Annotated in this window: 17 protein-coding genes and 4 tRNA genes; 4 read left to right on the top strand and 17 right to left on the bottom strand. The window is 64.1% G+C overall.

The annotated features are described in order from the left end of the window. Positions 1-92 precede the first annotated feature (92 nt). Positions 93-1,160: a GGDEF domain-containing protein gene (locus JVX91_RS13790; RefSeq protein WP_205339727.1), complete on the top strand. Its 1,068-nt coding sequence runs from the start codon at positions 93-95 to the stop codon at positions 1,158-1,160. 59 nt (positions 1,161-1,219) lie between these two features. Here the strand turns inward: JVX91_RS13790 and JVX91_RS13785 are convergent. Continuing rightward, positions 1,220-1,296: transfer RNA gene (locus JVX91_RS13785), tRNA-Arg, on the bottom strand. A 92-nt stretch (positions 1,297-1,388) separates the two neighbouring features. On the opposite strand from JVX91_RS13785, the gene JVX91_RS13780 reads away from it, so the two are divergent. Continuing rightward, positions 1,389-1,865 carry a GNAT family N-acetyltransferase gene (locus tag JVX91_RS13780; protein WP_205339726.1) on the top strand — a complete coding sequence of 159 codons (477 nt, stop codon included), beginning with the start codon at positions 1,389-1,391 and terminating at the stop codon, positions 1,863-1,865. A 3-nt stretch (positions 1,866-1,868) separates the two neighbouring features. Here JVX91_RS13780 and phnN read toward each other — a convergent pair whose 3' ends face one another. Then, entirely contained in the window at positions 1,869-2,432 is a 564-nt protein-coding gene (gene phnN, locus JVX91_RS13775) for a phosphonate metabolism protein/1,5-bisphosphokinase (PRPP-forming) PhnN (protein ID WP_205339725.1), read from the bottom strand. Positions 2,433-2,922: 490 nt separating this feature from the next. Here phnN and amrZ point away from each other — a divergent pair, with 490 nt between their 5' ends. Continuing rightward, complete coding sequence (amrZ, locus tag JVX91_RS13770) at positions 2,923-3,255, top strand: transcriptional regulator AmrZ (protein WP_017517196.1); 333 nt, start codon at positions 2,923-2,925, stop codon at positions 3,253-3,255. Between the two features lie 122 nt (positions 3,256-3,377). On the opposite strand, the gene mgtE is transcribed toward amrZ, so the two are convergent. Further along, complete coding sequence (mgtE, locus tag JVX91_RS13765) at positions 3,378-4,820, bottom strand: magnesium transporter (protein ID WP_205339724.1); 1,443 nt, start codon at positions 4,818-4,820, stop codon at positions 3,378-3,380. Between the two features lie 322 nt (positions 4,821-5,142). Here mgtE and bamE point away from each other — a divergent pair, with 322 nt between their 5' ends. Next, on the top strand, positions 5,143-5,655 hold the full coding sequence (gene bamE, locus JVX91_RS13760; RefSeq protein WP_205339723.1) for an outer membrane protein assembly factor BamE: 513 nt from the start codon (positions 5,143-5,145) through the stop codon (positions 5,653-5,655). 74 nt (positions 5,656-5,729) lie between these two features. Here bamE and JVX91_RS13755 read toward each other — a convergent pair. From JVX91_RS13755 to JVX91_RS13690, 14 genes are all read right to left on the bottom strand, one after another. Next, a tRNA-Arg gene (locus JVX91_RS13755) sits at positions 5,730-5,806 on the bottom strand. Positions 5,807-5,905: 99 nt separating this feature from the next. Beyond that, positions 5,906-5,982: transfer RNA gene (locus JVX91_RS13750), tRNA-Arg, on the bottom strand. Between the two features lie 109 nt (positions 5,983-6,091). Next, positions 6,092-6,182 (bottom strand) — tRNA-Ser (locus JVX91_RS13745). Positions 6,183-6,242: 60 nt separating this feature from the next. Further along, entirely contained in the window at positions 6,243-6,428 is a 186-nt protein-coding gene (csrA, locus tag JVX91_RS13740) for a carbon storage regulator CsrA (protein WP_003085981.1), read from the bottom strand. Positions 6,429-6,614: 186 nt separating this feature from the next. Further along, entirely contained in the window at positions 6,615-7,850 is a 1,236-nt protein-coding gene (locus JVX91_RS13735) for an aspartate kinase (protein WP_169940003.1), read from the bottom strand. 101 nt (positions 7,851-7,951) lie between these two features. Then, on the bottom strand, positions 7,952-10,576 hold the full coding sequence (alaS, locus tag JVX91_RS13730; RefSeq protein ID WP_205339722.1) for an alanine--tRNA ligase: 2,625 nt from the start codon (positions 10,574-10,576) through the stop codon (positions 7,952-7,954). Positions 10,577-10,697: 121 nt separating this feature from the next. Beyond that, positions 10,698-11,702 carry a low-specificity L-threonine aldolase gene (ltaE, locus tag JVX91_RS13725; RefSeq protein WP_205339721.1) on the bottom strand — a complete coding sequence of 335 codons (1,005 nt, stop codon included), beginning with the start codon at positions 11,700-11,702 and terminating at the stop codon, positions 10,698-10,700. A 300-nt stretch (positions 11,703-12,002) separates the two neighbouring features. Next, on the bottom strand, positions 12,003-12,995 hold the full coding sequence (gene astE, locus JVX91_RS13720) for a succinylglutamate desuccinylase (RefSeq protein ID WP_205339720.1): 993 nt from the start codon (positions 12,993-12,995) through the stop codon (positions 12,003-12,005). Positions 12,996-13,045: 50 nt separating this feature from the next. Further along, positions 13,046-13,327 (bottom strand): hypothetical protein, encoded by a 282-nt coding sequence (locus tag JVX91_RS13715; RefSeq protein ID WP_054907334.1) that lies wholly within the window; start codon positions 13,325-13,327, stop codon positions 13,046-13,048. A gap of 9 nt (positions 13,328-13,336) precedes the next feature. Next, a complete protein-coding gene (gene astB / locus JVX91_RS13710; RefSeq protein WP_205339719.1) occupies positions 13,337-14,683 on the bottom strand; it encodes an N-succinylarginine dihydrolase in 1,347 nt (448 codons plus the stop codon). Further along, positions 14,683-16,149, bottom strand: coding sequence for a succinylglutamate-semialdehyde dehydrogenase (gene astD / locus JVX91_RS13705; protein WP_205339718.1), 1,467 nt, complete (start codon positions 16,147-16,149; stop codon positions 14,683-14,685). The genes astB and astD overlap by 1 nt, the downstream gene beginning before the upstream one ends. A 25-nt stretch (positions 16,150-16,174) precedes the next feature. Further along, positions 16,175-17,194, bottom strand: a complete 1,020-nt coding sequence (gene astA, locus JVX91_RS13700) for an arginine N-succinyltransferase (protein ID WP_024766337.1) — start codon at positions 17,192-17,194, stop codon at positions 16,175-16,177. Between the two features lie 11 nt (positions 17,195-17,205). Continuing rightward, on the bottom strand, positions 17,206-18,222 hold the full coding sequence (gene aruF, locus JVX91_RS13695; protein ID WP_169940017.1) for an arginine/ornithine succinyltransferase subunit alpha: 1,017 nt from the start codon (positions 18,220-18,222) through the stop codon (positions 17,206-17,208). Positions 18,223-18,374: 152 nt separating this feature from the next. Continuing rightward, positions 18,375-19,595 carry an aspartate aminotransferase family protein gene (locus JVX91_RS13690; protein WP_205339717.1) on the bottom strand — a complete coding sequence of 407 codons (1,221 nt, stop codon included), beginning with the start codon at positions 19,593-19,595 and terminating at the stop codon, positions 18,375-18,377. Between the last annotated feature and the right edge of the window lie 537 nt (positions 19,596-20,132).

Genomic DNA, 20,132 nt, shown 5'->3' with positions numbered 1-20,132 from the left:
ACCGCTGCTCGAAGCGCCCTGCCCGCTTGCGCGGGGCGCCTCCAGTTCGGCTATTCTCGCGCGAGCGATCCCACACTCGCACAGGGCGATTGATGTTCAAGACCATTGAATCCGAAGTACTCAAGCAAAGCGTGCCGGCCGGGATCAAGGCCGAATTCCTCCAGCACGACTTCGAGCGGCTCCACGGCTTCAGCCTGCTGGTATTCGGCGTCAGCATCGCCATCTGGCTACTGTTCGACCTGATCGTCAGCTTCCAGGCCGACCAGGGCTTCACCTGGAAATCAGTGGCCTTCCTCGGCGTGTTCTTCCTGATCACCATCGTCACTACCTTCGTGCGCAAGGCGGTGCACTTCTACTGGCTGAACCTGGCCTTCGTCCTCACCTTCAGCCTCGGCGCCCGGCTGGTCATCGATGGCGTTCCCGAGGCCATCCGCCAGGCCTGGCTGGTGATCGCCGCCGCCACCGTGCTGTACAGCGCCACGGCGATGCCACTGAACAACACCGCCTTCTACTCGGTGCTGGTGATTACCTGGATCTTCCTCAATCCGCTGCTGGGCGACGTGCCGGAATTCGACGCGCGCCGTAGCATGCTGATCTGCTATCCGCTGTTCATCAGCGCGCTGTCGATCTACATCTTCAATCATCTGAGCAAGGCCAAGCTGTACAACTACGCCATGGCCCGCCTGCTGCTGGACCAGGCCTACCTCGACGCACTCACCGGCATTCCCAATCGCCGCTCCTTCATGACCCGCGTTGGCCAGCGCCTGGCGGGCGACGGCGAACAGCGCTACCTGGTGATGATCGACATCGACCACTTCAAGCGAGTCAACGACACCTACGGGCACGATGTCGGCGACGAGGTGCTGACCCGCGTGGCGCAAACCATCAAGCGCGAAATGCAGGATTTCGAGTTCGCCCGGCTGGGCGGCGAAGAGTTCGGCCTGTACCTCTGGGGCATCAGCGTCGAAGACGTCCAGGCGCGGGTGGAACAATTGCGCAGTGTCACCGCGGACCTGCCCGGCAAGCCCAGCGTCACCATCAGCCTGGGCCTTGCCCACCTCACCGCCGACGGTAACCTCAGCCAGGCACTGATCAAGGCGGACCAGGCGCTCTACAACGCCAAGCACAACGGCCGCAACCGCGTGACCTATTCACCTTGATGCATCCCTGGCGTAGGCCCGGAAACGAAAAAGGCCCGCAGATGCGGGCCTTGGCGTGCTGGTGTCCCGGAGAGGGGTCGAACCTCCAACCTTCCCCTTAGGAGGGGGACGCTCTATCCAATTGAGCTACCGGGACAATCGGGTCGGCATGTTAACCACCGACAAGCGATTTGTCATGCCGCTGCCACGGCCACCGTCCATAATTTCAGCGCCAGTGGGAGAAAGATCATGACGACAGACAGCGGCGCCCTGCCCGATTCACCCTTCGCCACGTTCGATGTACGCGTCGCGACCGCGCAAGACGCGCAGGCGCTGGCTCCCTTGCTACGACAGCTGGGAATCCACGACCCGCTTCCTGACACCGCATTGCTCGCCCTCGCCCTGGGCAATCCGCAGCACTCGCGGGTCACCCTGGTGGCCGAGCGCGACGGCGCCTTGCTGGGTACCTGCACGCTCCATCTGATCGAGCACATCGCCCACGATTTCGCCCGCTCGGCGATCCTGGAGGACATGGTGGTGGACAGCCGCGCTCGCGGCCAAGGCATCGGCCAGGCCCTGATCGGTCGGGCGGTGGAATGGGCTCGGGACTGGAAGTGCTACAAGCTGGCGCTATCCAGCCATCAGGACCGCGAGATGGCCCATCGTTTCTACTCCGCCATGGGCTTCGCACCCCATGGCGTCAGCCTGTCGCTGACGCTGGACTGAGGCTCAGCCCGCTTCGGCGTCCGGAGGGTCGAGCAGGTCGAGAAGGCGGCCAACGGTGACATCGAGGGAAACCGAGTTGTCCAGCTCGAACAGCGGTCCGGGCAAGCCATCGGCGAAATGCGCATTGCGCGCCAGCCGCGCCTCGATCTCCGGCAATGTCTCGCGTCCGCGCTTGAGCAGGCGCTGCCGCAGGATCTCGGGCTCGACGCGCAGCAGCACCGCGATCAGCTGCGGATAACGGCGCCGTGCCTCGGCGAGATACTTGCGCGAGCCATTGACCAGCACGTCATGGCCGGCGCGCAGCCAGTCATCGATCTCACGTGGGATACCGTAGTGCAGGCCGTTGGCGCGCCAACTCATGGCAAAGGCGCCGTTGCGCTCCATCTCGGCGAACGCCTCGATGCTCACCGAATGCGCGGACTCACCGCGCGCTTCGGCGGAACGGGTTATCACACGCTGTACGATCCGGCAGTCCCGCGCCGCCAGGGGCACGCTGGCGGCCTGCAGGACGCTGTCCTTGCCGGCCCCGGAAGGGCCCATCAGATAAATCAGTCTGCCTGAGGTCATAAAACTCTCGGAACGCCGGCGGCTCGGCATTACATCTGTTCTGATCCGCCAGGAGGATAATACGCTGCGGAATGTGGGATATCAGCGATAAACGGTGGAATCCTACGAAGCAGAGGCTGTCTACCCTGCCGTGTGGTCAGTTGCTGTGCCATCATTCGCGACCTCCGTGATGACCCGGCGACTCGAGCCGCCCAACGGCATCCCCGGCCCGCCGAAGCCGTGTGCAAATCGTCTACGCTCACAACATCCGGCACATCGCCAGCAGTTCCATACCAAAGGAAGGTCTGCCTAGACGGTCTCATTTCGGACGATTGGTGCTGGCATTTCGCCGCTACCCACGACACAATATGCCGAAGGTTTGACGTCAACTTATTGGATTTTTCTTCAAAAGCTTTGACGACGCGCTGAACGGCCATTGGAAATCGCTGTCAAAGGGCCTGAACCAACGCTGACCCATGGCATCGGCCTCCCTGACTTACAGGTTTAATGTATGCGCCCATTGAAACAGGCAACCCCCACCTACTCCAGCCGCACTGCTGACAAGTTCGTCGTACGTCTGCCCGAAGGCATGCGTGAGCGTATCGCCGACGTCGCTCGCAGCCACCATCGCAGCATGAACTCCGAGATCATCGCGCGCCTCGAGCAGAGCCTGCTTCAGGAAGGCGCCCTGCAGGACAACCTGGGCATCCGCCTGGACAGCCCGGAGCTCAGCCTGCACGAACGCGAACTGCTGCAGCGCTTCCGCCAGCTGACCCACCGCCAGCAGAACGCCCTGATCGCCCTGATCGCGCACGACGCCGAGATGGCGCAGAACGACGCCTGAGTCGTTCGGACACACCGAAAACAGCCGGCCCTGAGCCGGCTTTTTCATGCCCGCGATTTCCCTCCGACAGCATGACGGGCACAAAAAAGCCGCCTCGCGGGCGGCCCTTTCGCTGGCGCTGGCTACATCAGGAACAGCGTGGCCAACCCGAGGAAGATGAAGAAACCACCGCTGTCGGTCATGGCGGTGATCATCACGCTGGAACCCATGGCCGGGTCGCGCCCCAGACGCAGCAGCGTCATCGGGATCAGTACGCCCATCAGGGCGGCGAGCAGCAGGTTCAGCGTCATCGCGCCGGTCATCACCGCGCCCAGCTCCCAGTTGCCATACAGATAGAAGGCTACCAGGCCGATCACCCCGCCCCATACCAGGCCGTTCACCAGGGCCACGCCGAGTTCCTTGCGCAGCAGGCGGTTGGCGCTGTTGGTCTGGATCTGGTCCAGCGCCATGGCGCGCACGATCATGGTAATGGTCTGATTGCCGGAGTTGCCGCCGATGCCGGCAACGATGGGCATCAGCGCTGCCAGCGCCACCAGCTTCTCGATCGAGCCTTCGAACAGGCCGATCACCCGCGAGGCGATGAACGCGGTGATGAGGTTGGTGGCCAGCCAGGCCCAGCGGTTGCGCACCGATTTCCAGACCGAGGCGAAGATATCTTCCTCCTCGCGCAGACCCGCCATGTTCAGGACTTCGCTTTCGCTTTCCTCACGGATCAGGTCGACCATTTCGTCGATGGTCAGACGACCGATCAGCTTGCCGTTCTTGTCCACCACCGGGGCGGAAATCAGGTCATAACGCTCGAATGCCTGGGCGGCATCGTAGCCGTCTTCGTCAGGACTGAAGGTCACCGGGTCGGTGGCCATGACTTCCGCCACGTCCTTCTCCGGATCGTTAACCAACAGGCGCTTGATCGGCAGCACACCCTTGAGCACGCCGTCGTAGTCGACCACGAAGAGCTTGTCGGTGTGGCCGGGCAGTTCTTTCAGGCGGCGCAGGTAGCGCAGCACTACCTCCAGGCTGACGTCGTCGCGGATGGTGACCATCTCGAAGTCCATCAGCGCGCCCACCTGGTCCTCCTCGTAGGACAACGCCGAGCGCACGCGCTCGCGCTGCTGCGCATCGAGGGTTTCCATCAACTCGTGGACGACGTCGCGCGGCAGCTCCGGTGCGAGGTCGGCGAGTTCGTCGGCGTCCATGTCCCGGGCGGCGGCGAGAATCTCGTGATCGTCCATGTCGGCGATCAGGGTTTCCCGCACGGAATCCGAGACTTCGAGGAGGATATCGCCGTCGCGCTCGGCCTTGACCAGCTGCCAGACCGTCAGGCGGTCATCCAGCGGAAGGGACTCGAGGATGTGGGCGATGTCAGCCGGGTGCAACTCGTCCAGCTTGCGTTGAAGCTCCGCAAGATTCTGGCGATGAACCAGGTTTTCGACGCGATCATGATGCTGGCCTTCCTGACGGTGCGTCAGGTCTTCCACCAGCTTGTGCTTGTGCAGCAGGTCGACCACCTGGTTGAGGCGGTCCTGCAGGCTTTCCTGCGGCTTCTTGGCTTCTACTTCGGTCATAGCACGCTCCACCCCCAGTGGCAGAACGGGCCAGAGGGGATCAATACATCAGGTCGTGTGTACGCAATCGGGGTTCTGAATAACTACTGGGTAAGTCCATGGTGGTGTCCCATGCGCCCATCGAGGGCAGATGCGGGAAATGATAACACTCCGGGGTGTATTAGGCGTTACAAAATGGCGGCCAGAACAATCGCTTGCGGCCGAAAGTTCACTGCCGAATCACTGCCCGGTCTGACGCCCGAAAGCTCCCACAGGACACCCGGCTCCGACTGACAAACTCCACTCCTAGGCTCTTGGCAGGCTCGTAATCACGGAGGAAACCATGCGCCTGCCCATTCTGCTGTCCTCACTCATGACCTTAGTACCGACCAGCGAAGGTGCCACGGTGTTCCGCTGCACCGCCGCTGACGGCAGCGTGCTGTTTAGCCAGCATGGCTGCCCCGTCGATGAACAGCAGGAGGTGACAGCGCCGAGCAATCCCACGCCCGGCAGCGGCAAGCCCGTCCCCATGGCTACCGCGCCAGCCTCTGCGTCCCACAGGAATGCACGCGCACAGGAAGCCACCACCCAGACCGATACGCTTGTGGTTGTCGGCGAGCAACAGAACGGATGCGGCAATCGCGTTACCGGCGCGGACCGGCGCAAGGCGATCATCGAAGGGAGAATCCGGACGGGGATGACGCGCGCGGACGTCGAGAGCGCCCTGGGGCGACCGGACACGATCAGCCAGAACAACGAAACGCTGCGCTACCACTACCTGGCGGACAAGAAGCACGGGGCACGCAGCGTCACATTCGACGAGGACGGTTGCGTGGCGGGAAAGACAAAGCGCTGACAGCACTTCGAGTGGAAATAACTTTCTTCCGCGCAAAGAAAAAGGGCCTGCATTTCTGCAGGCCCTTTTGTATATGGCGCACTCAGGAGGATTCGAACCTCCGACCGCTCGGTTCGTAGCCGAGTACTCTATCCAGCTGAGCTATGAGTGCGTCGTCGGTAAAGTTTAACCAGATTCACCAACTGGCTGCAGCAAGTTCAGGCTTCGCCTTCTTTGCCACTGAAACCCCGCTTTCGCGTTGCTTCGTATATGGCGCACTCAGGAGGATTCGAACCTCCGACCGCTCGGTTCGTAGCCGAGTACTCTATCCAGCTGAGCTATGAGTGCGCTGATGAGGGCGCAAATTCTAGTGCTAAACTTCTGACCTGTCAACACGATTTTTCAATCATTTCAGCCACTTACGTAACCGGACAGCTCATCGCACCAGGAGATGCAATGGCGGAGAGGGGGGGATTCGAACCCCCGACACCCTTTTGAGGTGTACTCCCTTAGCAGGGGAGCGCCTTCGGCCACTCGGCCACCTCTCCGCAACACGGGGCGCATGATAACCATGTTTTCCCCGTTTGCAAAGAAAAAATTTAGAAAAATTAATGGTTTGGTTCTTGGTCTTTCTCTTTCTGGATGCGCTGGTAAATTTCCTCACGGTGCACAGCAACTTCCTTCGGCGCATTCACACCGATACGCACCTGATTTCCTTTGACGCCCAGCACAGTCACGGTGACGTCATCACCGACCATCAGGGTCTCTCCGACCCGGCGAGTCAGAATCAGCATTCCTTTCTCCTTACGTGTTACGGGATAAGCAGTCTGCAAAAAAAGAAATGGTGGCAGATTCGTGTAGATCAAGTGCTCGAATCCTTCACCCAAGTATTGACCAGTCCTGTCGGAAAGAAAGTTCCTGACTGACAGTCAAAAACGACAAAAGGCGCGGGTTAGCCGCGCCTTTCGAAGTTTCTCCCCTTACTCGCCCTGTCGGGCGGGGGCGTCGAGTTCAAATGCGGTGTGCAGAGCACGGACCGCCAGCTCGAGGTACTTCTCTTCGATGACCACAGAAACCTTGATTTCCGAGGTGGAGATCATCTGGATATTGATGGTCTCCTTGGCCAGGGCTTCGAACATGCGGCTGGCGACACCGGCATGGGAGCGCATGCCGACGCCGACGATGGAAACCTTGGCGATGTTGGTGTCGCCGGTGGCTTCGCGCGCACCGATGCTGGTGGCGGTCTGCTTGAGGATTTCCAGGGCGGCCTGGTAGTCGTTGCGGTGCACGGTGAAGGTGAAGTCGGTGGTGTTATCGTGCGAGACGTTCTGCACGATCATGTCGACTTCTACATTGGCGGCACTGATCGGGCCGAGAATCTTGAAAGCAACGCCGGGGGTATCCGGTACGCCACGGATGGTCAGCTTGGCTTCGTCGCGGTTGAAGGCGATGCCGGAGATGATCGGCTGTTCCATGGATTCCTCTTCATCAAGGGTAATGAGGGTGCCCGGACCCTCCTGGAAGCTGTGCAGCACGCGCAGCGGGACGTTGTACTTGCCGGCGAATTCCACCGAACGGATCTGCAGCACCTTGGAACCGAGGCTGGCCATTTCCAGCATCTCTTCGAAGGTGATCTTGTCCAGGCGGCGCGCCTGCGGCACGACGCGCGGGTCGGTGGTGTAGACGCCATCGACGTCGGTGTAGATCTGGCACTCGTCAGCTTTCAGCGCCGCCGCCAGGGCCACGCCGGTGGTGTCGGAGCCGCCACGGCCGAGGGTGGTGATATTGCCGTGCTCATCCACACCCTGGAAGCCGGCGACCACGACTACGCGGCCAGCCTTCAGATCTGCGCGAATGTTCGCATCGTCGATGCTCAGGATACGCGCCTTGGTGTGGGAACTGTCGGTCAGGATACGGACCTGGTTACCGGTGTAGGACACCGCCGGCACGCCGCGCTTCATCAGCGCCATGCTCAGCAGGGCGATGGTCACCTGCTCGCCGGTGGAGACCATGACGTCCAGCTCACGCGGGATCGGCTGGTCCATGATCTGTTTGGCCAGACCAATCAGGCGGTTGGTCTCGCCGCTCATGGCGGACACCACTACGACGATGTCGTCGCCTGCTTCACGGAATTTCTTCACCTTCTCGGCTACCTGCTCGATTCTCTCGACGGTGCCGACGGAGGTCCCTCCAAACTTCTGTACGATCAAAGCCATTTCAAAAGCCGCCTGATTCCTGAAGGGCGCCCATTAAACATGCATCACCGCATGCTGCCAAGGCCCGCCGGACGCGCTGCGGGCCCCGTATTTCAGGGCCTTTAGAGGCCCTGTTCGACAAATTTCACTGCCAGTGCCAGAGCTTCGTCCAGCTTGCCGGCATCCACGCCACCGCCCTGAGCCATGTCCGGGCGACCACCGCCCTTCCCACCCACGGCTGCAGCGGCCTGCTTCATCAGATCACCGGCCTTGAGCTTGCCGGTCAGATCCTGGGTCACACCGGCGACCAGCACGACCTTCTCTTCGAACACGCCGCCCAGCAGGATCACGCCGCTGCCCAGCTTGTTCTTCAGTTGGTCGACCAGCGCCAGCAGCGCCTTGCCATCGAGGCCGTCGAGACGCGAGGACAGCACCTTCACGCCGCCGACGTCCACGGCGGAACCCGCCAGGTCGTCGCCGGCTGCGCTGGCGGCCTTGGCCTTGAGCTGTTCCAGCTCTTTTTCCAGCTGACGGTTGCGCTCGATCAGGCCGGACAGCTTGTCCAGCAGGTTGTCACGGCTGCCCTTGACCAGGCCGGCCGCTTCCTTGAGCTGCTCTTCGGCACCATTGAGGTAAGCCAGCGCAGCGGCGCCGGTGACCGCTTCGATACGGCGCACGCCGGAGGCCACACCGCCTTCGCTGGTGATCTTGAACAGGCCGATGTCGCCGGTACGGGACACGTGCGTGCCGCCGCAAAGTTCGACGGAGAAGCTGCCGCCCATGCTCAGCACGCGCACCTGATCACCGTACTTCTCGCCGAACAGCGCCATGGCGCCCTTGTTCTTGGCGGATTCGATGTCGGTCTCTTCGGTCTCGACCTCGGAGTTCTTGCGGATCTCAGTGTTGACGATGTCCTCCAGCTGCTTCAGCTGCTCGGGCTTGATCGCCTCGAAGTGGCTGAAGTCGAAGCGCAGGCGCTGACTGTCGACCAGCGAGCCTTTCTGCTGGACGTGATCGCCCAGCACCTGGCGCAGCGCGGCGTGCAGCAGGTGGGTAGCGGAGTGGTTCAGCGCAGTGGCCTGGCGCACGGAGGCGTCGACTTCGGCTTTGACAGCCGCGCCCACGCTCAGGCTGCCCTGGGCAACCACACCGTGGTGCAGGTGCGCACCGCCGGCCTTGGTGGTGTCGCGCACGTCGAAGCGCACGCCGGCACCCTGCAGGTAGCCGCTATCACCGACCTGACCGCCGGACTCGGCGTAGAACGGGGTCTGGTCGAGGACGACGACGCCCTCCTCGCCTTCGTTCAGTTGCTCGACGGCCTTGCCATCCTTGAACAGCGCGATGATCTGGCCAGCGCCGGAAACGCCCTGGTAGCCGAGGAAGCGGGTGTCGCCATCCACTTTCACCAGGCTGTTGTAATCCATGCCGAAGGCGCTGGCGGAGCGGGCGCGCTCGCGCTGGGCCTCCATCTCGCGCTCGAAGCCTTCCTCGTCGAGGGTCAGGCTGCGCTCGCGGGCGATGTCGTTGGTCAGGTCCACCGGGAAGCCGTAGGTGTCGTACAGCTTGAACACCACGTTGCCGGGGATGACGCTGCCCTTGAGCTCGGACAGGTCCTGCTCGAGGATCTTCAGGCCCTGCTCCAGGGTCTTGGCGAACTGCTCTTCCTCGGTCTTCAGCACACGCTCGATGTGCGCCTGCTGCTGCTTGAGCTCGGGGAAGGCTTCGCCCATCTCGCCGACCAGCGCGGCCACGATCTTGTGGAAGAAGGTACCCTTGGCGCCCAGCTTGTTACCGTGGCGGCAGGCGCGACGGATGATGCGGCGCAGCACGTAGCCGCGGCCTTCGTTGGAAGGCAGCACGCCGTCGGCGATCAGGAAGCCGCACGAACGGATGTGGTCGGCCACGACTTTCAGCGACGGCGCGTTGTCGTTGGCGCAGCCAATGGCTTCTGCGGAAGCCTTCAGCAGGCTCTGGAACAGGTCGATCTCGTAGTTCGAGTGGACGTGCTGCAGCACGGCGCTGATGCGCTCAAGACCCATGCCGGTGTCCACGCTCGGCGCCGGCAGCGCGTGCATGACGCCGTCCGCGGTGCGGTTGAACTGCATGAAGACGTTGTTCCAGATCTCGATGTAGCGGTCGCCGTCTTCTTCCGGCGAGCCTGGCGGGCCGCCCCAGATGTCGGCGCCGTGGTCGAAGAAGATCTCGGTGCACGGGCCGCACGGACCGGTGTCGCCCATCGCCCAGAAGTTGTCGGAGGCGTACGGCGCGCCCTTGTTGTCGCCGATACGGACCATGCGCTCGGCCGGAATGCCGACTTCCTTGGTCCAGATGTCGTAGGCCTCGTCATCGGTGGCGTAGACGGTGACCCAGAGCTTGTCCTTGGGCAGGTTCAGCCACTTGTCCGAGGTGAGGAATTCCCAGGCGTAGGTGATGGCGTCGCGCTTGAAATAGTCGCCGAAGCTGAAGTTGCCCAGCATTTCGAAGAAGGTGTGGTGGCGCGCGGTGTAACCGACGTTTTCCAGGTCATTGTGCTTGCCGCCGGCACGCACGCACTTCTGGCTGGTGGTGGCGCGGGTGTAGGCGCGCTTTTCCAGACCCAGGAAGCAGTCCTTGAACTGGTTCATGCCTGCGTTGGTGAACAGCAGGGTCGGGTCGTTCGCGGGGATCAGCGAACTGGACGCTACGCGGGTGTGCCCCTTCTCTTCGAAGAAGCGGAGGAAGGCTTCACGGATTTCAGCGCTTTTCATAGGTTCTTCCACGGAAAAATGCGGCCACGAATCGCCGGCAAAGGGCCGCATTATATCGGCCCCGCATCAAGGTTGTAGTGTCTTTGCGCGATAGTTAACGCCTATCGCGCAATAATTTCTGTCAGGAACGACGAAAGGCGGCGAATGCTTCGACGATTCGAGGAATGGCCGCGCTTTTCACGTCGAGATGAGTGACCAGGCGCAGGCGCGCCGCCGGGCTGACGCGGATGCCGCGCTCGGCCAAATGCTCGCCCAAAGCGCCGGCCTGCTCGCCGATACCGACATAGACCATGTTGGTCTGTACCGGCTCGATGCTGTAGCCCAGTTCCGCGAGGCCACGTCCCAGCGCTTCGGCGTTGGCGTGGTCCTCGGCCAGGCGCTCGACCTGATGATCCAGCGCATACAGTGCAGCCGCTGCCAGGCCGCCGGCCTGGCGCATGCCACCGCCGACCATCTTGCGCAGGCGGCGCGCCCGGCCGATCAGCTCAGCATCGCCACAGAGCACCGAACCCACCGGCGCACCAAGGCCCTTGGAAAGGCAGACCGAAACGGAATCGAAGTGGCGGGTGATCTCGCGGGCGTCCACACCCAGCTTCACCGCCGCGTTGTACAGGCGCGCCCCATCCAGGTGCAGCGCCAGGCCACGACGGCGGGTCATCTCGCGTGCAGCCGCCAGGTAGGTCAGCGGCAGGACCTTGCCCTGCATGGTGTTTTCCAGCGCCAGCAGGCGGGTGCGGGCGAAGTGGAAATCGTCCTGCTTGATCGCTGCCTCGACCTTGGCCAGATCCAGCGAACCATCGGCTTCGCCATCGATGGGCTGCGGCTGGATCGAACCCAGCACGGCGGCGCCACCACCTTCATATTTATAGGTATGTGCCTGCTGGCCGACGATGTACTCGTCGCCCCGGCCGCAGTGGGCCATCAGGCCGAGCAGGTTGCTCATGGTGCCCGTAGGCACGAACAGCGCGGCAGCGAAACCCAGGCGCTCGGCCAGGGTTGCTTCCAGGCGGTTCACTGTCGGGTCTTCGCCGTAGACGTCATCGCCCAGTTCGGCCCGCGCCATCGCCTCGCGCATGCCGGCGGTGGGCAGGGTCACGGTGTCGCTGCGAAGGTCGATGATGGACATGGCAAGGCTCCTCGGGCATCAGGCGGAAAGGGCCGATGCTAAGGGCTTGGAGGCAGAGGAACAAGGCGCGGATTATTAATAGAGCCTCGTCGGCGAGCAGCATCACCTGCAGCCACGCCGGATGGTCCCCTCTCCCTTAAGGGGGAGGGTTAGGGAGGGGGAATGGTGCCAAGTCTACGCCGAAGTATCCCCGTAGCCCGCTCCCCTCTCCCCAGCCCTGGCTACGCGCCCCGCTCCGAAGGGAGAGGGAGCCGTTCGGCGTGAAGGGAAACCGCGAAGCCAGCCGGGAAGAATGGCAAATCAGAGCTCGGTAGGCACCACCAGAATGCCGGCACGCAGGCCGTTCTTCACCCGCGGGTTGGGGAAGATGATCCGCGCCCCCTGCTCTTCCACTATCCAGCGGGTGCCGCCGATGTCCTCGGCAAGCAGGAAGCCGTGGTCCAGCTCGGTGAAGTTGTCCACCGCGTCGTCCAGGTGAAGGCGGAAGTGGTCGCTGTGCTTGATCACTTCGCGGGAAACGGCGAACAGCTGCAGGCCGTCGAGCTGCGCACTGTCTGCCTCCTGGCCGCTGATTACGCCTTCGAGCATGGCTTCCAGGCGATCCAGGTTCACCGACTGGTTCTGCCCGAACGGCCGCGCCTTGCCCAGCTCCAGGGTGAAGGCCTCGGCGCCCAGGTGGCTGTACGTGTAGGCGCTGAAGGTGATGCCCGGCTTGCTCTGCAGCAGCACGGCGTCGATGCCGGCGCTGCGCAGGCGCGCCAGCTCCTCGCGGGAATGTTCGCGGCCGCTGGCCCAGGGATAGAGCGCGAACTGCTCGATCTTCGAGCCGCGGATAGCGGTGTGCAGGTCGTAGTGCAGGCGTGGGCGGCCGTCACGGGCGAAGAACGCAGCGGCCAGTCGCTCGAGCTCCGCCGCGCGCAGGGCCTCGTTGCCGCTGCCCTCTTCATGGCGACCGCAGAACAGGCGGTTGATGTCCTGTTCCAGGTAACGCTCGCCGCGACGCATGGCCTCGGGATTGCCGAGCAGGAACAGCACCCGCGCCGCCGGCTTCAGCTCGCCGCGGGCGATGCGGTGCACCAGGCGGTCGATCAGCTCGATGGGCGCGGTCTCGTTGCCATGGATACCGGCCGAGAGCAGCAGGTCGCGGCCATTGTCCCGCGCCACCGGCGGAGTGATTTCAAGGGCGCCTTCGGCCAGCCAGTGCAAACGGGTGCCGTCTGCGGTGAGCTGAATCTTTTCCGTCGGCTCACGGCCGGCGAGGGTCAGTTCGAGCAGTTTGCCCAGGGCTAGCATGCGGACGCCTCCATCATGTCCTGCGGCCTGGCCGGCCGTGGACTCCGCGGTCAGTGGTGGTGGTCACATCCACAGTCTGGACCATGTTCGTGGACTTCGGCGGCTTCCAGTTCCAGGCTCAAGCCCAACTGGTTCACCGCCTGCGGGCGCACCACCAGCAGCGGGATCTCGGCGTCGTCCTCATGGGAGTCGGCGTAGATCACCAGGCCGCCCTTGCCGTCGGCTTCCAGCCACAGCTCGCGCCCTTCCAGTCGGATGGCCAGGCGCGCGGTGTGGGTCTCGCGGCGTTCGCCCTTGTTGTCTTCGAGAATCAGCGGGAGGCTTTCGGTCATGTCATTCACTCAGTTCAGCTGGAAGGGATAAACCGAGCCCAGTTTAAGGATCTGAGTCAATTCATCCAACGCCGTCCGGCACTCGACCAGCAGTTGCGGGTCGGCCAGGTCGGACTCGGCAAGTCGATCGCGGTAGTGCTTGTCGACCCAGGTGACCAGGGTGTCGTGCAGGGTCGGGGTCATGATCACGCCGGGATTGACCGCCGCCAGCTCGGCGTCGTTCAGCGCCACGCGCAGGCGCAGGCAGGCGGGGCCGCCGCCGTTTTGCATGCTCTGCTTGAGGTCGAACACCTTCACCTCGCGGATCGGGCCGTCCTCGGCAGTCAGGCGCGACAGGTAGCTCCACACGCGCTCGTTCTTGCGGCACTCCTCCGGGACGATCAGCAGCATATTGCCGTCGGCACGGGTGAGCAGTTGGCTGTTGAACAGGTAGGACTTCACCGCGTCTTCCACAGTGACCTGGTCGCGCGGCACGCAGACGGCGCGGAAGCGGCCGCCACGGCGACCCAGCTTGTCGTGCAGTTCGGCGAGGACGCGCTCGGTGTCGAGGAAGGCGTCTTCGTGGTGGAACAGCACTTCGCCGTTGCCAACCGCGATCACGTCGTTATGGAACACGCCCTGGTCAATCACCGCCGGATTTTGCTGGGCATAGACCACGCCGTCATCGCTCAGGCCGTGCAGGAGGGCGACCGCCTGGCAGGCTTCCAGGGTCTGCCGCGCCGGATAGCGTTGCGGCGCCGGGAAGCGGCTGTCGAAGGCGCTGCGGCCGAACACGAAGAACTCCACGCCCGCTTCGCCGTAGGACTTGCAGAAGCGCGTGTGGTTGGCCGCACCCTCGTCGCCGAACTGGGCGACCGCCGGCAAAGCGGCGTGGTGGGCGAAGCGCTGCTCGTCGTTGAACATCGCCGCGAGGATGCGGCTGGTCTGCGGATGCTCGATGGAGCGGTGGAACTTGCAGTTCAGGTTGGCCGCGGTGAAGTGCACGCGACCATCGGCGGTGTCGGCACTGGGGCTGACGGTGGCGGCGTTGGCCGTCCACATGCAGGACGCAGAGCTGACCGCGGCCAGCAGCGGCATGGCCTCCTTGGCCGCCTTGGCGATGACTTCGGCGTCAGTGCCGGAGAAGCCCAGGGCGCGCAGCGAGGCGACGGCCGGGCGCTCCTGCGGGGCGAATACACCCTGCTTGAAGCCCAGCTCCATCAGCGCCTTCATCTTCGACAGGCCCTGCTTCGCCGCTTCACGCGGGTTGGATGCGGCCTGGCTGTTGCTCTGCGACGCCACGTTGCCGTAGGACAGGCCGCCGTAGTTGTGCGTCGGTCCGACCAGGCCATCAAAGTTCATTTCATAGGCGGTCATCACAGGCTCACTCCCGGAGTCAGGGTTGCAGGCAGGCTCAGGCTGTCGCTCTCCAGCGAGGCGACCGGGTACGCGCAGTAATCGGCGGCGTAATAGGCGCTCGGGCGGTGGTTGCCGGAGGCGCCGATGCCGCCGAACGGCGCGCTGCTGGCGGCGCCGGTCAGCTGCTTGTTCCAGTTGACGATGCCGGCGCGGCTTTCGATGAGGAAGTCCTCATAGCGCTCGCGCGAGTCCGACAGCAGGCCGGCGGCGAGGCCGTACTGGGTGGCGTTGGCTTCGCGCACGGCGGCATCGAAGTCGGCGTAGCGGATCACCTGCAGCAGCGGGCCGAAGAACTCTTCGTCCGGGCGCTCGGCCACGACAGTCACATCGAGGATGCCGGGGGTCAGCAGCGCGGCGGTAGCCAACGGCTGGGTCATCGCCAGCAACGGCTTGGCGCCCTTGGCCAGCAGATTGTCCTGGGCCTTGATCAGATGCTCGGCAGCGGCGAGGGAAATCACCGAGCCCATGAAGGGCGCCGGTTGTTCGTCGAAGCGGCCGACCTTGATGGTCGAGGCCACCGCCACCAGGCGCTCCAGCAGCGCGTCGCCCCAGGCACCCTGCGGCACCAGCAGGCGGCGGGCGCAGGTGCAGCGCTGGCCGGCGGAAATGAAGGCGGACTGGATGATGGTGTAGACGGCGGCGTCGACGTCTTTCACTTCGTCGACCACCAGCGGGTTGTTGCCGCCCATTTCCAGCGCGAGGATCTTCTGCGGGCGACCGCCAAACTGGCTGTGCAGCAGGTTGCCGGTGCGGCTGGAGCCAGTGAAGAACAGGCCGTCGATGTCGCCATTGCCTGCCAGAGCCACGCCGGTATCGCGGGCGCCCTGGACCAGGTTGATCACGCCAGCGGGAATGCCCGCCTCGATCCAGGCCTGCAGGGTCAGCTCGGCAACCTTCGGGGTCAGCTCGCTGGGCTTGAACACCACGGCGTTACCCGCCAGCAGCGCCGGCACGATATGGCCGTTGGGCAGGTGGCCAGGGAAGTTATACGGGCCGAACACGGCCACCACGCCGTGGGGCTTGTGGCGCAGCACGGCGGTGGCGTCGGCCAGCGGGCCGCTCTTCTCGCCGGTGCGCTCACGGAAAGCCTGGACCGAGATGGCGACCTTGTTGACCATGCTGGTCACTTCGGTGGCGGCTTCCCACAGCGGCTTGCCGGTTTCCTCGCCGATGGCGCGGGCCAGCTCCTCGGAGCGGCCTTTCAGGGAGGCAGCGAAGCGCTCCAGCACGGCGATACGCTCTTCCACCGGGCGGCGCGCCCAGGCCGGGAAGGCATTGCGCGCGGCGGCAACGGCGGCGGCGACCTGCTGCTCGGAGGCGGCACGGCCGGACCAGACCACGGCCTGGCTGACCGGACAGAGCGATTCCAGCGGCTCGCCTTCGCCCGCCAGCCACTGGCCGGCAATGTAGTGGGTATTCATCATCAGGCTCCCCTGACGCCGGGCGGCGTCAGTTGCGTTTTCCGGAGAGGGGCACCGCGCGGACCGAAGCCCCGGCGGACAGGCGCAGGCGCTTGGCGGTCTGCGCATCGACCACCAGCGAACCAGCGGCCAGGCGCGCGGGTGCGGCGGTGATGCGGCACTCCTCGCGCTTGCGGTTGTGGATCAGGAAGGGCTCGGCGTCATCGCCCGGCGTGCCGATGGCCAGCACCAGGTTCTGGCTGTCGGCGATGGCGCGGATCTTCTCGGTCGGCGCCTCGATGGCGGGGCCGGCGTCGAAGATGTCGACGTAACCCTGGTAGCTGAAACCCTCGGCCTTGAGCATGGCCAGCGCCGGCTCGGTGTCCGGGTGGACGCGGCCAATCACTTCGCGCGCATCCTCGGAGAGGAAGCAGCTGTAGAGCGGGAACTTGGGCATCAGCTCGGCGATGAAGGCCTTGTTGCCCACGCCGGTCAGGTAGTCGGCCTGGCTGAACTCCATCTTGAAGAAGTGCCGGCCCAGGCTTTCCCAGAACGGCGAACGGCCAGCCGCGTCGGACATGCCGCGCATCTCGGCGATCACCTTGTCGCCGAACAGCTCGCGGAATTCGGCGATGAACAGGAAGCGTGCCTTGGACAGCAGCCGGCCATTCAGGCCGGCGCGATGGTCGGCATGCAGGAACAGCGAGCACAACTCGGACTGCCCGGTGAGGTCGTTGGCCAGGAACAGCGTGGGAATCTCGCGATGGATGCCCAGTTCCTGGGAGGCGCTGACGGTCAGGCCGACGCGGTAGTTGTACCAGGGCTCGCGGAGGCCGACGGCGCCAGCGACGGCGGAAATCCCCACCACCTTGCCGTCATCGTTTTCGAGGACGAACAGGTAGTCGGCATCGGCGCGCTCGGCTTCGCCGCGGAAGGCTTTTTCGGCCCAGTTCACGCGGTGCTGCAGGCGCTGTTCATTGGCTGGCAGCGTGGTCAGGCCGGTGCCGGTGCTGCGCGCCAGATCGAAAAGAGCCGGCAGGTCGGCGCTGGTTACGGGACGGACGATCATGCTCTCTCCCCTCAGATCGCAACCAGGCGCACGCTGGCGCCCTCGCCGATGCCCAGGGCTTCGGCGGCTTGCTGGTTCAGAGTCACGGGCTTGCCCGGTACCCAGTCGAGTTCGACGACGATGGCGCGGAAATCCTGCAGCTGGCCGTTGGTCACCAGGTAACCGCGATTGCCCTTGCCGCCTTCACCGATGCGCACCGGCACCTGACGGCTCTGGGCGATGGAGCGGATGCCCGAGGTGCGCGCGTGCAGCGCCGGGCCACCATCGAAGATGTCGACGTAGTTGTCGGATTCGAAGCCATCGCGCATCAGGATGTCGAAGGTGATCTGCGCACGCGGATGCACCTGGCCCATGGCCTCCTGCGCGTCGTCCGGCAGCAGCGGCACGTAGATCGGATAGTGCGGCATCAGCTCGGCGAGGAAGGTGCGGCTCTTCAGCCCCGAGAGCTTCTCGGCCTCGGTGTAGTCGAGGTCGAAGAAGTTGCGCCCGATGGCGTTCCAGAACGGCGACTGGCCCTGCTCGTCGCTGTAGCCGACGATCTCCACCACCACCGCGTCGGCGAAGCGCTCCGGGTGGCTGGCCATGAACAGCAGGCGGCCACGGGAGTTGAGCTCGGCGATCGGCGTGTTCACCAGGTCGCGCTCGACGTAGAAGCTGGTCAGCAGGCTGTTGCCGGTGAGGTCGTGGCACAGCGACAGGACGTGGATCTTGTTATGGATCTTCAGCTCGCGGGAGGCGTGCACGAAGGTCTCGTTGCGGAAGCTGTAGAACGGTTCGGAGAAACCGGCCGAGGCGACGATGGCCGAGCAGCCGACCAGGCGGCCGGTGTCGGTGTCTTCCAGCACGAAGAAATAGCTCTCTTCACCGTTGAAGCTCACTTCGGCGGCGAACGAGGCCTCCGAGGCAAGGATCTTTTCCCGCAGGCGTTCCGCGTCGTCCGGCAGCGACGTGACGCCGACCGGGCTGTCCGCGGCGAGACGCTGCACTTGCTGCAGGTCGGCCACTTGGGCGGGGCGCATCACCAGCATGGCGTCACTCCTCTAACCAGACAAAATTCGTGATTGGCAGGCGCGACACGACCCGTGCCGCACTCATCAGGGCATTCGAAAGCACCAGCCGGGACAATCCGGCCGGCTAAACGGCGAGGCGCGGGCCCCGCCGATTCAGCGTAGCCGGGGGATCAGCCGCGGGTCAGCTTGGCGATGGCGCGCTCGAGGCGATCCAGGCCTTCGTCGATGTCGGCGTCCGGGATCACCAGGCTGGGCGCGAAACGCACCACGTCCGGGCCGGCCTGCAGGACCATCACGCCTTCCTTCTCGGCGGCGTTGAGAACGTCCTTGGCCTTGCCCTTGAAGGCGTCGTTGAGCACCGCGCCGATCAGCATGCCCATACCGCGCACCTGGGTGAAGATGCCGTACTCGGCGGCGATCTTCTCCAGGCGGACCTTGAAGCGCTCGTGCTTGGCCTTCACGCCTTCGAGCACTTCCGGGGTGTTGATCACGTCGAAGGCGGCGCCAGCGACCGCACACGCCAGCGGGTTGCCGCCGTAGGTGGTGCCGTGGGTGCCGACGACCAGGTGCTCGGCGATCTTCGCGGTGGTCAGCATGGCGCCGATCGGGAAGCCGCCGCCCAGGCCCTTGGCGCTGGAGAGGATGTCCGGGTTCACGCCGTAGTACTGGTGGGCGTAGAGGTAGCCGATACGACCGAAGCCGCTCTGCACTTCATCGAAGATCAGCAGCGCGTTGTTCTCGTCGCACAGCTTGCGCACACCTTCCAGGTACGCCTGGTCGGCCGGCAGCACGCCGCTCTCGCCCTGCACCGGCTCGATGATCACGGCGCAGGTCTTGTCGGAGATGGCCGCCTTCAGGGCTTCCAGGTCGTTGAACGGAATGTGGGTGATGCCTTCGACCTTCGGGCCGAAACCATCGGAATACTTGGCCTGGCCGCCAACGTTGACGGTGAACAGGGTGCGGCCGTGGAAGCTGTTGACCATCGAGATGATCTCGTACTTCTCGGGGCCGTAGACGTCATGGGCGTAGCGACGAGCCAGTTTCAGCGCGGCCTCGTTGGCCTCGGCGCCGGAGTTGGCGAAGAACACGCGCTCGGCGAAGGTGGCGTCGATCAGCTTCTTGGCCAAGCGCAGGGCTGGCTCGTTGGTGAACACGTTGGAGACGTGCCAGATCTTGCTCGCCTGCTCGGCTAGCGCCTGCATCAGCGCCGGATGGCCGTGACCCAGGGAGCTCACCGCGATGCCGCCCGCGAAATCCACCAGCTCTCGGCCGCTCTGATCCCAGACTCGCGAGCCTTCGCCACGCACCGGAATGAAGGCAGCCGGCGAATAGTTGGGAACCATGACCTGGTCGAAGTCGGAGCGTTGGACCTGAGCTTGCGGAGCGGACATCGGTGTTCTCCTGCCTGGTGAGGCGGCTATCGATGGATGGATTGTAGGGACGATCCGCGGGCCGTCATTGCCGCCATGCGACAACTTGTTATAGCGCCAACCCGCGAATTGCCGAGGCTTACGGAAATGCGACAGAAAGCGTCGGGAAGGCGCAGTGTAAGGCCTGCGAACTGCTGCGGGTACCAACGGGCGTGGAATTTGTTCGCTCGGCGAACAAGGGGAAAAGGAATAAGGCGGGAGGAGCATTCGTTGCAGGAGCGAGCCGGACTGTAGGGCGCATAACGCGCCAGCGTTATTCGCCGTGCCAGGAGCGGCGGATAACCTGTTCCAGGTTATTCGCCCTACGGCGCAGACCCAATGGGAACGATTGCGCGCACGCCTCCCTCTCCCCAGCCCTCTCCCTGAAGGGAGAGGGGGCAAGCGGTGCCGGCTGACGCCATGGATTCGCCTGTGCCGAACGATCCCCTCTCCCGTTTGAGGAGCGAGGCGCGCAGCCAGGGTTAGGGGGAGGGGTTCTTGCAGAGGCCTGAAACCGGA

Origin of the sequence: Pseudomonas sp. PDNC002 (assembly GCF_016919445.1) — a bacterium.
GTDB lineage: Bacteria > Pseudomonadota > Gammaproteobacteria > Pseudomonadales > Pseudomonadaceae > Pseudomonas.
Note: the sequence above shows the minus strand (reverse complement) of the source record. Positions and strands in the feature narration are given on the sequence as shown.